This is a genomic window from Serratia sp. CY76391 (assembly GCF_052166695.1).
Taxonomy (GTDB): Bacteria; Pseudomonadota; Gammaproteobacteria; order Enterobacterales; family Enterobacteriaceae; genus Serratia; species Serratia nematodiphila.
Genome location: NZ_JBJNOJ010000001.1, coordinates 234,243 through 246,628, shown reverse-complemented (window position 1 = coordinate 246,628; position 12,386 = coordinate 234,243). Strand labels below are relative to the sequence as shown.

Genomic DNA, 12,386 nt, shown 5'->3' with positions numbered 1-12,386 from the left:
CGATAAAGAGTGAAAAAATCCGTGTTGCCCGATGTAAATGCATTGCACCGGTTGCGATACGTTACCGTTCCAGGCCAATCCTCTCCCTGCGCCGGCGAACAACGCGCGAACGCCTAAACCTGCCCCTTCCCCCCATCGTTGACGCGTCGTGCAGACGCAATCGCTATGAAATATAACCAGATGGTCTTTTTGCTTCGGCGGCCCCTGCACTAGGGTTAGGGTTTATTTCCCACTGTGAGCCAAGCCTATGACCAGCCAGTTGGCAGAAAAGATCATCGCCTATCGGCGTGAGCTGCACCAAAACCCGGAGCTTTCCAATCACGAATTCGCCACTACCGCCCGCCTGACCCGCTGGCTGCAAGAGGCGGGCATTCGTATTCTGCCGTTGGCGCTGAAAACCGGCGTCGTGGCGGAGATCGGCAGCGGCAAGGGGCCGATCATCGCCCTGCGCGGCGACATTGACGCCCTGCCGATCGACGAAATCGCCGACGTGCCCTTCAGCTCGCAAAACAGCGGCGTGATGCACGCCTGCGGCCACGACTTTCACACTTCGGTGATGCTCGGCGCCGCGCACCTGCTCAAAGCGCGTGAGGCCGAGCTGCCCGGCACGGTGCGCATCTTCTTCCAACCGGCGGAAGAGACCTTCAACGGCGCCCGGCACCTGATCGACGCCGGCGCGCTGGATAACGTCGCTGCGGTATTTGGCCTGCATAACGCGCCGGAGCTGCCCACCGGCACCTTCGCCACCCGCGCCGGGCCGTTCTACGCCAACGTCGATCGCTTCCAGATCCGCATCACCGGCAAAGGCGCCCACGCCGCCAAACCGGAACAGGGCGTCGATACCATCGTCACCGCCAGCCAGATCGTCGGCGCGCTGCAGACGCTGCCCAGCCGCAGCTTCAGCTCGCTGGAATCGCTGGTGGTGAGCGTGACGCGCATCAAAGGCGGCAATACCTGGAACGTGCTGCCGCAAACCGTGGAGCTGGAAGGCACGGTGCGCACCCACAGCGACGCGGTGCGTCGCCAGGTGCCGGACAAAATTCGCCAGGTGATCGCCGGCGTTGCCGCCGCGCTGGGCGCGCAGGCCGAACTCCACTGGCAGCCGGGACCGCCGGCGGTGATTAACGACGCCCATTGGGCGGCGTTCAGCAAAACCGTCGCCGCCGAGGCCGGCTACCGGGTCGAAGAGGCGGAGCTGCAGATGGGCGGCGAAGATTTCGCGCTGTATCTGCATCACGTGCCGGGCGCGTTCGTCAGCATCGGCTCTGCCAGCGAATTCGGTCTGCACCATCCGCGTTTCAATCCCGATGAACGCGCCCTCTTCCCTGCCGCCCACTATTTTTCGCTGCTGGCGGAGCGCACGCTGCAACAATTAACCCCTGCGCCGGAAAAAACCCTCAGCAACGCCTAAATAACGGCAAGCCTTATTTCCCCGACGCCGCAGATGCCGCGTCGGGGATTATTACTTTCGCTCGCCGTGATATTTGCAGTTTTCAACATTTGAATATGCTGTTTTGTTGTTTTACATCCCGTTGCCGCTCATCAATAGTGGACGCATCAGACACCGCGCGCCTTTGCGGCGCATGACAGGATAATCACGATGAGCGACAACGCGAATAATCAACGGCAATTACGGCTGGGCGCCATTCTGCATGGCGCATCGGGAAATATGTCCGCCTGGCGCCACCCGGACGCCACCGCCGACGCCAGCATCAACCTCGAATTTAATATCGCCTCGGCGAAAAAAGCCGAACAGGGGAAATTCGATTTCGTGTTTGTCGCCGATGGCTTATATATCAACGAAAAGTCCATTCCGCATTTTCTTAACCGTTTCGAGCCGTTGACCTTATTGGCCGCACTGTCCGCCGCCACCGATAAAATCGGCCTGGTGGGCACGCTCTCCACGTCCTACAGCGATCCGTTCACCGTCGCCCGCCAGTTCGCCAGCCTCGATCACCTGAGCAACGGCCGCGCGGGCTGGAACGTGGTGACGTCGCCGCTGGAAGGTTCGGCCAAAAACTTCTCGCGCGCCGAACACCCGGAGCACAGCCTGCGTTACCGCATCGCCGGCGAGTTTCTCGACGTCGCCAAAGGACTGTGGGACTCCTGGGAAGACGATGCCTTCGTGCGCAATAAGGCCAGCGGCGAATTTTTCCGCACAGGGAAACTGCACACCCTCAATCACCAGGGGGAGTTCTTCTCGGTGCAGGGGCCGTTGAACATCGGCCGTACGCCGCAGGGCCGCCCGATCCTATTCCAGGCCGGCGCCTCCGAAGACGGCAAACGGCTGGCGGCCAAGCACGCCGATGCGATCTTCACCCATCACGACACGCTGAAGCAGGCGCAGGATTTCTACCAGGACGTGAAGCGGCAGTTGGTGGAACAGGGGCGCGAACCGGACGACCTGCGCATCTTCCAGGGCGTCAGCGTGATCGTCGGCGACAACGATGCGGACGTCGAGCGTCAGTACCAGGAGACCGCTCGCCTGGTCAGCATCGAGAACGCCCTCAACTACCTTGGCCGCTACTTCGAACATTACGACTTTTCCCGCCATCCGTTGGACGCCCCCTTCCCGGACATCGGCGATCTGGGGCAAAACAGCTTCCGCAGCACCACCGACGCCATCAAGCGCAACGCCCGCGAGCGGAACCTCACGCTGCGCCAGGTGGCGCTGGAAGCCGCCTCGCCACGCCCGGTGTTCAGCGGCACGCCGGAAGCGGTGGCGGACGGCCTGCAACGCTGGTTCGACGGCGAAGCCGCCGACGGCTTCATCATCAGCGGCGGTACGCCCAACGCCTTCGGGCACTTCGTCGATCGGGTGGTGCCCATCCTGCAACAACGTGGCCTGTTCCGCCGGGCGTACCACGGCGATACGCTGCGCGAACACCTGGGCCTGAAGCACCCGTTGAACAGATTCACCCAATAATAAGATCGTTTTCAGGGATACCCGCTATGCAGAAAACCGTTACCGCCGCTCTCGTGGCGGCCTTGCTGAGCCTGACCGGCGCCGCGCAGGCGGGCACCGGCATCGATTTACAGGCCAATGAAACCCCGATCCACGCGCCGAAAAACCCGCAGGCGATCGCCAAACTGCCGGCCGATTTCCACTTCGTGAAGCCGGGCCAATTCACCGTTGCAATCGCCGCGCTCAACACGCCGCCGCTGGCGCTGTTCGCTGCCGACAACCGGCGGCTTATCGGCAGCGAAGTGGATATCGCGCAGCTGGTGGCCGACAGCCTGGGCCTGGAGCTGAACGTAGTGCAAACGTCGTGGGAAGACTGGCCGCTGGGGGTGGTTTCCGGCAAGTATGACGCGGCCATCACCAACGTCACCGTGACCAAAGAGCGCAAAACCCGCTTCGACTTCGCCACCTACCGCATCGACTCGCTCGGCTTTTATGTCAAAACCGGCGGCAAGATCGCAACGATCAAACAGCCTGCCGATATCGCCGGATTAAAGATCATCGTCGGCTCCGGCACCAATCAGGAAGCCATCTTGCTGGCATGGGACAAACAGAACCGGCAGCAGGGGCTCAAACCCTTCCAGCCGATCTACGTGACCGACGATGCGGCCGCCACGCTGGCGATCCAGTCCGGCCGGGCCGACGCCTATTTCGGGCCGAACGTGCTGGGCGCCTATAAAGCGGCGCTGAACGGCCGCACCCGGCTCGCTGGCACGGTGGAAGGCGGTTGGCCCAAGGCGGCGCACATCGCCGTCACCACCCGTAAAGGCAACGGACTGGTGCAGGCGGTGAACGAAGCGCTGAACGGCGCGATCCGCGGCGGACAGTACGATCAGGTGCTCAATCGCTGGGGCGAGAGCGTCGAACGCCTTGCGCAGTCGGAAATCAACCCGCCCGGCCTGGGCGATTAGGAGCGCGCAATGACGCAAGACACCTTCATTCAGACGTTGCCGACCGACCCGCTGATCGCCCCGGTGATCGAGGGGCTGTTCGGTGAATATCGCCAGCGTTACGGCGACTATTTTGGTGACCAGGAACCGGAACCGCTGGACCTGTATGCACCGCCGCAAGGGGCCTTCATCGTGCTGCTGCGCGCCGGTGCGCCGATCGCCATGGGCGCCTTCAAACGCTATGACGCGCAAACCGCCGAGCTGAAGCGCATCTGGACCCGGGGCGATCTGCGCCGCCAGGGCCTGGCGCAGCGGGTATTGCAGCAGTTGGAAACGCTGGCGCTGGCGCAGGGGTATCGCCGGCTCTATCTGACCACCGGCTTTCGCCAGCCCGAAGCGGTGGGCCTGTACCTGAGCAACGGTTATCAGCCGCAGTTCGATCCCACCGTTGACAGCGAGGTTTACAGCCACCCGCCCTACGATGGCCGCCTGCCGTTCCGCAAAAGCCTGATTGCAGAGGACGCGTGTTGTTGCGCGTCGGAAAGGAAAATCGCCTAAACCCCCTTTATCTGTAGTCAGGAGACATGACATGTCCAAACAAGAAGTCTTGAAAGTGGTACCCGCCCGCTATCCGCTGCGGCTGATCGGCGCCCTGTTCTCGCTGTTTATTCTGGCCGCCATCGTGCAATCGGTGGCGGGCAACGCGCGCTGGGAATGGGGCGTGTTCGCCGAGTGGTTCTTCGCCCCGGCGGTGCTGTCGGGTCTGGGGCAGACCCTGCTGCTGACGCTGCTCGGCACGTTGTTCAGCATCCTGTTCGGCACCCTGCTGGCGCTGGCGCGGCTGTCGCGCTCTTACCTGTTGGCGTCGCTGGCCTGGGGTTATATCTGGCTGTTTCGCTCGCTGCCGCTGATCCTGGTGCTGATCATCCTGTATAACTTTTCCTATCTGTACGACGCCATCTCGCTGGGCATTCCCTTTACCTCGGTGGTGTTCGCCAGCTACCCGACCATCGATATCCTTGGCCAGTTCGCCGTGGCAGTGCTGGGCCTGACGCTGGTGCAGTCCGCCTACACCGCCGAGATCATCCGCGGCGGCATCCTGGGCGTGGATTACGGCCAGCACGAGGCGGCGGCGGCGCTGGGCCTGCCGGGCTATCGCCGCACCTTCCGCATCATTCTGCCGCAGGCACTGCGATCCATTATTCCGACCGGTTTCAACGAGATCATCAGCCTGGCGAAAGGCACCTCAATCGTGTACGTGCTGGCGCTGCCGGAGCTGTTTTACACCATCCAGGTGATCTATAACCGCACCCAGCAGGTGATACCGCTGCTGATGGTGGCCACCGTCTGGTATCTGTTCATCACCACCGCCCTGTCGGTGATCCAATACTACATCGAGCGCTATTTCGCCCGGGGCGCGGTGCGCGAACTGCCGCCGACGCCCTGGCAGAAACTGGCCGGCTGGCTAAAACGTTAGGAGATCCGCATGTCTGAAGCCATTGATTATTACGCCTTACCCGAACAGCCGGCACGCAACCTCACCCCGGTGCCGGCACGCGGCCTGATCGAAATCAGCAACGTCAGCAAGTTTTTCGGTAAACACAAGGCGCTGGACGACGTCAGCCTGACGCTGCAGCCGGGTACCGTGACCGTGATCCTCGGCCCTTCCGGCTCGGGCAAATCGACGCTGCTGCGGGCGATCAACCACCTGGAACGCGTCGATGAGGGCTTTATCCGCATCGACGGCGACTACGTCGGTTACCGCCGCAAGGGCAACCGACTGTACGAGCTGAAGGAAAAGGCCATTCTCCGGCAGCGCATCAACGTCGGCTACGTGTTCCAAAACTTCAACCTGTTCCCGCACCTGACGGTGCTGGAAAACATCATCGAAGCGCCGGTGGTGCACAAAATTCACTCCCGCGAACGGGCGAAAGCGGTGGCCTATGAGCTGCTGGATACCGTCGGGCTGCGCCACAAGGCGGATGCCTATCCGCGCCACCTCTCCGGCGGCCAACAGCAGCGCATCGCCATCGCGCGCGCGCTGGCGCTGAACCCGAAGGTGATCCTGTTCGATGAGCCGACCTCCGCGCTCGATCCCGAGCTGGTCGGTGAAGTGCTGGACGTGATTAAGGGATTGGCGGATCTGGGCGTCACGCTGGTGGTCGTCACGCATGAAATCGGCTTTGCGCGCGAAGCGGCGGATCGGGTGGTGTTTATGGTCGACGGGCAGATCGTCGAACAGGGCGACGCCAGGCAGGTGCTGGCTCAGCCGCAGCACCCTCGCACCGTTAACTTCCTCAACAAAGTGCTGTAATCGTCGGGGCGCCGCTGCGCCCCGCACCCGATCCGCTTACAGGCCGGCGAAACGCCGCTTCTCGGCGGCGAAATCCAGCGGACGGATCCCCGGCTGGTTTTTATCCTCTTCGGTCAGCAGCGCCGGCGGAATAAACCAGGTCACCTCAAACAGCAGCCCGTCCGGATCGTGGCCATAAATGCTTTTGTGGACGCCGTGATCCTCTTCCAGCCCGAGAATGCCGCGTTCGGCCAGCTGGTGACGAATGCGCTCCAGCTCTTCCAGGCTGTCCACTTCCCAGGCCAGATGGTACAGCCCGGCCGGTGGCTCATGCTCTGCCGGCGGCTCGTTGTTGGCGCGAAACACCCCGGCGCGCTGCTGGCCCAGATTCTTGCTGAACAGCGCCAAATCGTGATCGTTGTCCGAATCGGCGGCCTGGGTAAATACCGCCCGGTCGGGGCTGTCGGACGGCTTCAGCTTGAAGCCCAATACCTGATGATAAAAGTCGGCGCTCTGCCGCACGTCACTGACATACAGCACGGCGTGATTGAGACGTTTGATACCCATCGATATTCCTTTTTCGCATTGAATGAAATCAGCATGAACATAGCATGTGGGGGGAAAGCCGCTAAATGCCGTTATCGCATGACTAAATGCCGCCCGCGCAATCTGTCGCTGCAAGGCATTCCGCGCTATCATAAGCGCTGTATTGATCCCTTTTGTGAGAATAGCGATGAACGGCAAGATAACGACTTTTTTTGAAGACAAAGGCTTCGGCTTTATTACCGACGAGAACGGAGAAAATCGTTATTTTCACGTGATTAAAGTGCAGAATCCGGAGCTGATTAAGAAAAACGCGGCGGTGACCTTCGAACCGACCAACAACACCAAAGGCCCGTCGGCTTATGCGGTCAAAGTGTTGGCGCCCAGCAAATACATCATCATCGCCAATGAAAGAATCAAGATCGCCAGCATCAAGTCTTTCAATACCTTCACTAAGGAAGTGCCGGTCAAAGCCGACGTGGATAAAGAGAACACCGTGCTGTCGGTCGGCCTGCTGATGAACCGCATTCGCCCACAGTCCGAAGACCAGGCGCAGGCCATGCAAACGCTGCGCATGCTGACCATCACCACCTTCCAGAACACCACCCATACCTTCTCCGAGCACGAGATCGACATGGATGAAACCATCAAGGCGTTGAAAAGCCTGTAAGCCTCTGCGTACAGAAAATAACCAACGAAATTTGTCGTCGCCTGTGTTAGCGTGAGTTTTCACCTGACACAGGCTATTGATATGTCCGATTCCAGCAGCGTCAAAGGTTTTATCAACCGCTCCACCCAAATCGTCTGCCCTAAATGCGGCTATGTTACCCGGCAAAAATGCGCGGCAATGCTGCAAGACGTGATACTGATTTGCCCTAATTGCGAAACCCGCTTCGAGCCCAGGCAAGGCTGAAAACGGTTAGCGGAACAGAATATGCTCGACGCTGTTGCCGTTCACCACGTTGAACGACTCCACCCGATTACGCCCCTGCGATTTGGCGCGATACAGCGCGATATCCGCCATATTCATCAGCTGCTCCAGTGATTTCACTTCGTTCATCGCCAGGCTGGCGACGCCGACGCTGATGGTGATTTTCAGCGTCTGTTTGCCTTCCGCCTGCAGTTCCGCCTGCTCCACCAACCGGCGCAGATGCTCCCCCAGCGCCACGCCCTGCGCCGCCAGCGCGCGCGGCAGCATGATGGCGAACTCTTCCCCGCCCAGGCGGCCAAACAGCTGATCGTGCCGCAGCTCGCGCCGCACGATGTGCGCGAACGACGCCAACACCTGATCGCCGGCGCTGTGGCCGTGTGTATCGTTGATCTGCTTGAAATGATCGATGTCGATCAGCAGTAGCGACACCGCCTCTTTCGAGCGGTGCTTGTGCTCCAGCAGCTCGCCCGCTTTGCGCGTCATCGCGTTGCGCGCCAGCACCCCGGTCAGGAAATCGTGGTTGGCGCTGTGCTCCAGACGCCGCATCAGCTTGCGATTGGCGGCGATAGAGCTGGCGAGGATCAGCGGCCCCATCACCAGCATGGCGATGCCCAAGCGGGCAGACATCAGGGTGTCGAGGAAGGCGTTGTGATTGTTCGGCGTTTCATACAGCACCAGGTTGGCTGAAATGTTGCTGATCTCGGTCATGCCGGTCAACAACGTCAACAGCGTCACGGGGAACAACTGGTAGCGCACTGCGCACCACAGCAGCGCCGGGATCGGGAAGGCGATGGCGCCCGGCCCGCCGATATAGACGCTGAACGCCAGCGACAGCAGTAGCGCCAATAGCGGTAGGCAGCCTTTCAGGCGCCAACGCACCTGCATGCGAAACAGCTGTTTCAACCGCGGCGCCGCCATCAGCACCGGCAACAACAGCAAGGTCGTCGAGAACTGCTCACTGAACCAGGCCAACCAGGCGACCACCACCGTATTGTTGTACAGGCTGTCGTTACGCAGCACCGACAGCGTCGACGCCACCGCCGATCCGGCCAGACTGGCGCTGAACATATAGAGTATCGCCTGGGGTTTGCCCATGCGCCGTTGAGATTGCGGCAGCATCAGCATGATGCCGTAACCGACGGCGATCAGCGACATGTTGCAGGCGTTCAGCCACAGCGCCAGGGACCAGCCCTCGCCGGTACTGAGATCGGCGGCGACCATGCCCAGATAAGTGGTGAGCCAGCCGAGCGGCGTAGCGTAAACGGGTTTACGCAGCAGCAGCCCGAGCAGAATCGCGTTGACCGGCCAAAATAAAGAAAGTGAACCTATCGGCCGGCTAAGAATACCCACCAGGGAGAGTAAAAAGGCCAGCATGAAAAGATTGATCAGCTGCACCGTTAGCGGCAGGCCATGCCTGGCATTTATTCTGGCGCTCATCGCCTCGCCCATATTTTGCTAATAACCAGAATAATAATATGCATACTCTCTCGCCCGGCCAGTGAGGGATAGTCAATCCGAATTTCAACCAAAAAAGCCAGACAAATCAATAATAAAAAACATTAACATTTAATTAACAGAATTTTCTTAGCCTGATGCGGCCGCAGCATAACTCCCCGCATAGCGTCAGCAAATAATGCCCGCTCTGCTGTCAGCATAGCGCATAGCGTAATAGGCCGCCGAGAGCGTTAATTACATTAATAAACTTGTGGTTATTGGTCATTAAATGATGTTTGAATCACTGTGCGATTATTTTCCTGCAACTGGGCCGCCTGTGCAATAACAACCCAAAAAAAGCCCGCATGAAGCGGGCTTGCTTGAACAACAGCAAATCGACAGTTACGACACGGCCATGCATTGCATGACCGTGCTGACGCGCAGTATAGCGGTGAAAGCTTAAGCAGACCTTAGCAACAAAAAACCCGGCCTAGGAACCGGGAATATTTGTACGAAATGCAGTGTTAGCCCAAGCAGGCTAATAACATTTCGCAGGTTACACGCCAATTGTGCAGAGAAAATGAACGCGGCATCCGTTCAACCGCACCGCCGTCCCATCTACACGATAGGTCTTACGCCAGTTTGGCGGCAAAGCCCGCTACGCGTTGACCATAGAGCTTGGCGGTCGCCAGATCGCCCGACAACATCTCATCCACGCCGGCATCCGCCGGGGTCTGCACCAGCAGCCCCACCGAACCGCCCAGGTTATTGACGTCGGTGCGCTGCGCCGATTTGGTGTTGGCCGGCAGCAGCCCCAGGCTGACCCACAGGCCGCCATGTTGCGAAGCCAGCGTCTGCAGCGCGATCAGCGTCACCTGCTTGTCGCCGTTCAGGCTGGCGCTGTTGGTAAAACCGCCGAACACTTTATCCTGCCACTTGCGGCCAAACCAGGCTTTGGAGCTGGCGTCGGCGAATTTCTTGAACTGCCAGGATGGGCCGCCCATATAGGTCGGCGAACCAAAGATGATGGCGTCCGCCTCATCCAGCGTCTGCCAGGCTTCGTCGCTGATATCGCCGTTCTGATCGATAGCGATCAGTTCCGCCCCGGCGCCTTCCGCCACCACTTTCGCCAAACGCTCGGTATGGCCGTAGCCGGAATGAAACACCACTACTGTCTTCGCCATAGAAATTCTCCACTCATTGCACAAAGGCGCCGACGGCGCCCCTCTCACGGTCAATCTAATCAAGCGCACAGCGACTGAATACCGAATAAAACTGATGGTGTTATTCAAAAAAATCGCGTTACCCCGCCAGGCATGCACAGATAAAAAAAATCCCGCACAAGGCGGGATAAACTTAACAGGGATGGGGTAATACACTACAGGGAATGGATAACACACAACATCATCGGGTAGAGCTACAGTATCAATCTCAATGTATAGAACTGTCATCCCCGCGTAAGTTTGCTCAGCCAGATGTAACGCCGAATAGGAAATATGACATTTTGCTCAACGCACCACGAACAGGCGCGACTCAAAACCGCCGCTCTTGAAGGTGCCGGTATTGACCCACCCTGGCGGCGAACGGCCGAAGTCCTGGTTGAAATCGCCGCCGCTGACCAGCCAGACCCGGCGATGGCCCTTCGATAAGGCGCTGAGCTTATCGACGTAGGTCTGCGCCGCCCGATCGTGGAAAAAGGTACCGAAACCATAGGCATTGGGCTTACCCGAGATACCATTGGGCCTGGCCGGGGTATACAGCAAGGCGCGGTAGCCCTGCTTGTTGTAATACACATAGCTCAGGTAGTTGAACATGTTGCTGACCACCACCGCATCGTTAGGCTGATAGTGGCTGTTGATATAGTGCACCATCACCTTGAACTCATCTTTCTCGGCCGGGTAGTCGTTACGTACGCCGCAGCCGAACAGCAGGCTGAAGAACAGCAGCAAAGAGATCCCGCGCACCCGGTTTTTCGTTCCGGCGATCAGCACGCCCAACACCAGCGGAATGCCGAGCGCGGCGGAATAGAGATAGCGATCGACAAACAGCGGCGAGCGCCAGGAAATGGCGAATACCAACGTTACCGGGATCAGAATGCCGCAGAGCAGCAGCAGAGAGAATTTTCTCGGCATCTGGCGCCGCCACAGCAGCAGTGAACATAAAGCGACAAACATCGCCGGCAACAGCCAGAGAATGATCGTGGGATAGTTGCTGCCATCATGGCCGGTGAGAAAACGCCAGAACATCGCCGGCAGATCGCTCCAGGAAACCTGAGGGATCCAACCGACGTCGCCGCCGACCCTCAGCTCGGCGATATGCGCCAGCAGATTGAACAACACCAGCAGCCAGGGAATGTAGGCCACCCCGATCGCCGCATTGGCCAGCCACCATGCCGGTTGCTTGATATAACACTCGCCTTCGCGGCGGCACGACAGCGCCAACACCACCAGCCAATGCGCGATCAGCGTGAAAATCGTGAAGTAATGGGTATAAAAGCTCAGCGTCATCAACAGCGCATACAACGCCAGATAACGGCGGTTATCCGGCGTTTTCAGCCACTTCGCCAACGCCATCGCGGCGGCGATCGCCAGCAGCCCCATCAGCGCATACATGCGCGCCTCCTGGCTGTAGCGCACCGCCATCGGCATGATTGCCATCAGCCATCCCGCGATCAGCGCCGCCCGTTCATTGGCCAGCCAACGGATAAAGCGCATCGCCAGTGCCACCGTCACCACGCCGAACGCCAGGCTCAACGAGCGGGCCGCCAGAATGCCGTCGCCGAACAGCGCCATCCAGCCATGCAGCAGCAGGTAATAAAGCGGCGGGTGAACATCGAAGGAAGCGTGATAGAGCAACGCGCCCATATCGTAACGGCTGGTCAGCACGCTGGAGGCTTCATCGCACCAAAAATACCTGCCCGTTAAGGAAATAGACCGTACGAGCGCCGAAAAAGCCACGATCGCCAACGCATAATGTTTGTAACCGATGCCCTTTAAGCCGTTGTTGCTTAAAGAGACATTCGAAACCTGCTGCAGTGACATAACCGCATTCCGCCCAAGAGAACCACACCGTGTGGAGACGCTGCGTCATCATTGCCGACGGCGGGTAAATGGCGGGTAAATCAGTGCGAAAAAGTCGGCGCAGTCCCCTTCAGGCCGCACGGCCCTCAGCGAATTTCAACGCTGATATCCGGGTAGGCCTTCTCGCCGTCACTGAGGTAATGCCCCAGCGCCCGATATGCCATCACGTACAGCACGGCGGCGGCGCACAGGCACAGCAAGGTCACGAGAAAGAATCTGGATTTGCGCACGATAGGCTCCATGGGGAAATTTT

13 protein-coding genes are annotated in these 12,386 nt (G+C 59.4%); 8 read left to right on the top strand and 5 right to left on the bottom strand.

Annotated elements, in window-relative coordinates:
• The first annotated feature begins 247 nt into the window (after positions 1 to 247).
• The 6 genes from ACJ8PN_RS01350 (at position 248) to ACJ8PN_RS01325 (ending at position 6,166) form a co-directional block, all read left to right on the top strand.
• A complete protein-coding gene (locus ACJ8PN_RS01350) occupies positions 248 to 1,411 on the top strand; it encodes a M20 peptidase aminoacylase family protein (RefSeq protein ID WP_442534546.1) in 1,164 nt (387 codons plus the stop codon).
• Between the two features lie 189 nt (positions 1,412 to 1,600).
• The gene (locus ACJ8PN_RS01345) at positions 1,601 to 2,926 is read left to right on the top strand and encodes an LLM class flavin-dependent oxidoreductase (RefSeq protein WP_442534545.1); all 1,326 of its coding nucleotides are present in this window, start codon (positions 1,601 to 1,603) and stop codon (positions 2,924 to 2,926) included.
• A 26-nt stretch (positions 2,927 to 2,952) separates the two neighbouring features.
• Positions 2,953 to 3,873: an ABC transporter substrate-binding protein gene (locus ACJ8PN_RS01340; protein WP_004940036.1), complete on the top strand. Its 921-nt coding sequence runs from the start codon at positions 2,953 to 2,955 to the stop codon at positions 3,871 to 3,873.
• 9 nt (positions 3,874 to 3,882) lie between these two features.
• Entirely contained in the window at positions 3,883 to 4,410 is a 528-nt protein-coding gene (locus ACJ8PN_RS01335; RefSeq protein WP_004940037.1) for a GNAT family N-acetyltransferase, read from the top strand.
• A gap of 31 nt (positions 4,411 to 4,441) precedes the next feature.
• Positions 4,442 to 5,329 (top strand): amino acid ABC transporter permease, encoded by an 888-nt coding sequence (locus tag ACJ8PN_RS01330; RefSeq protein WP_442534544.1) that lies wholly within the window; start codon positions 4,442 to 4,444, stop codon positions 5,327 to 5,329.
• A gap of 9 nt (positions 5,330 to 5,338) precedes the next feature.
• Complete coding sequence (locus ACJ8PN_RS01325) at positions 5,339 to 6,166, top strand: amino acid ABC transporter ATP-binding protein (RefSeq protein WP_015376924.1); 828 nt, start codon at positions 5,339 to 5,341, stop codon at positions 6,164 to 6,166.
• 36 nt (positions 6,167 to 6,202) lie between these two features.
• On the opposite strand, the gene ACJ8PN_RS01320 is transcribed toward ACJ8PN_RS01325, so the two are convergent.
• Positions 6,203 to 6,712 carry a VOC family protein gene (locus tag ACJ8PN_RS01320; RefSeq protein WP_171453464.1) on the bottom strand — a complete coding sequence of 170 codons (510 nt, stop codon included), beginning with the start codon at positions 6,710 to 6,712 and terminating at the stop codon, positions 6,203 to 6,205.
• 166 nt (positions 6,713 to 6,878) lie between these two features.
• Here ACJ8PN_RS01320 and ACJ8PN_RS01315 point away from each other — a divergent pair, with 166 nt between their 5' ends.
• Together ACJ8PN_RS01315 and ACJ8PN_RS01310 are read left to right on the top strand one after the other, a co-directional pair.
• Positions 6,879 to 7,358 (top strand): cold-shock protein, encoded by a 480-nt coding sequence (locus tag ACJ8PN_RS01315; RefSeq protein ID WP_015376922.1) that lies wholly within the window; start codon positions 6,879 to 6,881, stop codon positions 7,356 to 7,358.
• An 81-nt stretch (positions 7,359 to 7,439) separates the two neighbouring features.
• Entirely contained in the window at positions 7,440 to 7,601 is a 162-nt protein-coding gene (locus ACJ8PN_RS01310) for a YnfU family zinc-binding protein (protein WP_015376921.1), read from the top strand.
• A gap of 6 nt (positions 7,602 to 7,607) precedes the next feature.
• Here ACJ8PN_RS01310 and ACJ8PN_RS01305 read toward each other — a convergent pair whose 3' ends face one another.
• The 4 genes from ACJ8PN_RS01305 to ACJ8PN_RS01290 all read right to left on the bottom strand — a co-directional run bounded on the left by ACJ8PN_RS01305 (position 7,608) and on the right by ACJ8PN_RS01290 (position 12,363).
• The gene (locus ACJ8PN_RS01305) at positions 7,608 to 9,056 is read right to left on the bottom strand and encodes a GGDEF domain-containing protein (protein WP_253718514.1); all 1,449 of its coding nucleotides are present in this window, start codon (positions 9,054 to 9,056) and stop codon (positions 7,608 to 7,610) included.
• Between the two features lie 629 nt (positions 9,057 to 9,685).
• Complete coding sequence (locus ACJ8PN_RS01300) at positions 9,686 to 10,237, bottom strand: flavodoxin family protein (protein WP_004940045.1); 552 nt, start codon at positions 10,235 to 10,237, stop codon at positions 9,686 to 9,688.
• Between the two features lie 324 nt (positions 10,238 to 10,561).
• Positions 10,562 to 12,094, bottom strand: coding sequence for a glycosyltransferase family 39 protein (locus ACJ8PN_RS01295; RefSeq protein ID WP_411261194.1), 1,533 nt, complete (start codon positions 12,092 to 12,094; stop codon positions 10,562 to 10,564).
• Positions 12,095 to 12,219: 125 nt separating this feature from the next.
• Positions 12,220 to 12,363 carry a hypothetical protein gene (locus ACJ8PN_RS01290; RefSeq protein ID WP_015376917.1) on the bottom strand — a complete coding sequence of 48 codons (144 nt, stop codon included), beginning with the start codon at positions 12,361 to 12,363 and terminating at the stop codon, positions 12,220 to 12,222.
• Positions 12,364 to 12,386: the final 23 nt, after the last annotated feature.

What these genes read in the sequence shown, in the direction of transcription:
- ACJ8PN_RS01350 (WP_442534546.1), top strand. Translation starts at nt 248, where the DNA reads ATGACCAGCCAGTTGGCAGAAAAGATCATCGCCTATCGGCGTGAGCTG.
- ACJ8PN_RS01345 (WP_442534545.1), top strand. Translation starts at nt 1,601, where the DNA reads ATGAGCGACAACGCGAATAATCAACGGCAATTACGGCTGGGCGCCATT.
- ACJ8PN_RS01340 (WP_004940036.1), top strand. Translation starts at nt 2,953, where the DNA reads ATGCAGAAAACCGTTACCGCCGCTCTCGTGGCGGCCTTGCTGAGCCTG.
- ACJ8PN_RS01335 (WP_004940037.1), top strand. Translation starts at nt 3,883, where the DNA reads ATGACGCAAGACACCTTCATTCAGACGTTGCCGACCGACCCGCTGATC.
- ACJ8PN_RS01330 (WP_442534544.1), top strand. Translation starts at nt 4,442, where the DNA reads ATGTCCAAACAAGAAGTCTTGAAAGTGGTACCCGCCCGCTATCCGCTG.
- ACJ8PN_RS01325 (WP_015376924.1), top strand. Translation starts at nt 5,339, where the DNA reads ATGTCTGAAGCCATTGATTATTACGCCTTACCCGAACAGCCGGCACGC.
- ACJ8PN_RS01320 (WP_171453464.1), bottom strand. Translation starts at nt 6,712, where the DNA reads ATGGGTATCAAACGTCTCAATCACGCCGTGCTGTATGTCAGTGACGTG.
- ACJ8PN_RS01315 (WP_015376922.1), top strand. Translation starts at nt 6,879, where the DNA reads ATGAACGGCAAGATAACGACTTTTTTTGAAGACAAAGGCTTCGGCTTT.
- ACJ8PN_RS01310 (WP_015376921.1), top strand. Translation starts at nt 7,440, where the DNA reads ATGTCCGATTCCAGCAGCGTCAAAGGTTTTATCAACCGCTCCACCCAA.
- ACJ8PN_RS01305 (WP_253718514.1), bottom strand. Translation starts at nt 9,056, where the DNA reads ATGAGCGCCAGAATAAATGCCAGGCATGGCCTGCCGCTAACGGTGCAG.
- ACJ8PN_RS01300 (WP_004940045.1), bottom strand. Translation starts at nt 10,237, where the DNA reads ATGGCGAAGACAGTAGTGGTGTTTCATTCCGGCTACGGCCATACCGAG.
- ACJ8PN_RS01295 (WP_411261194.1), bottom strand. Translation starts at nt 12,094, where the DNA reads ATGTCACTGCAGCAGGTTTCGAATGTCTCTTTAAGCAACAACGGCTTA.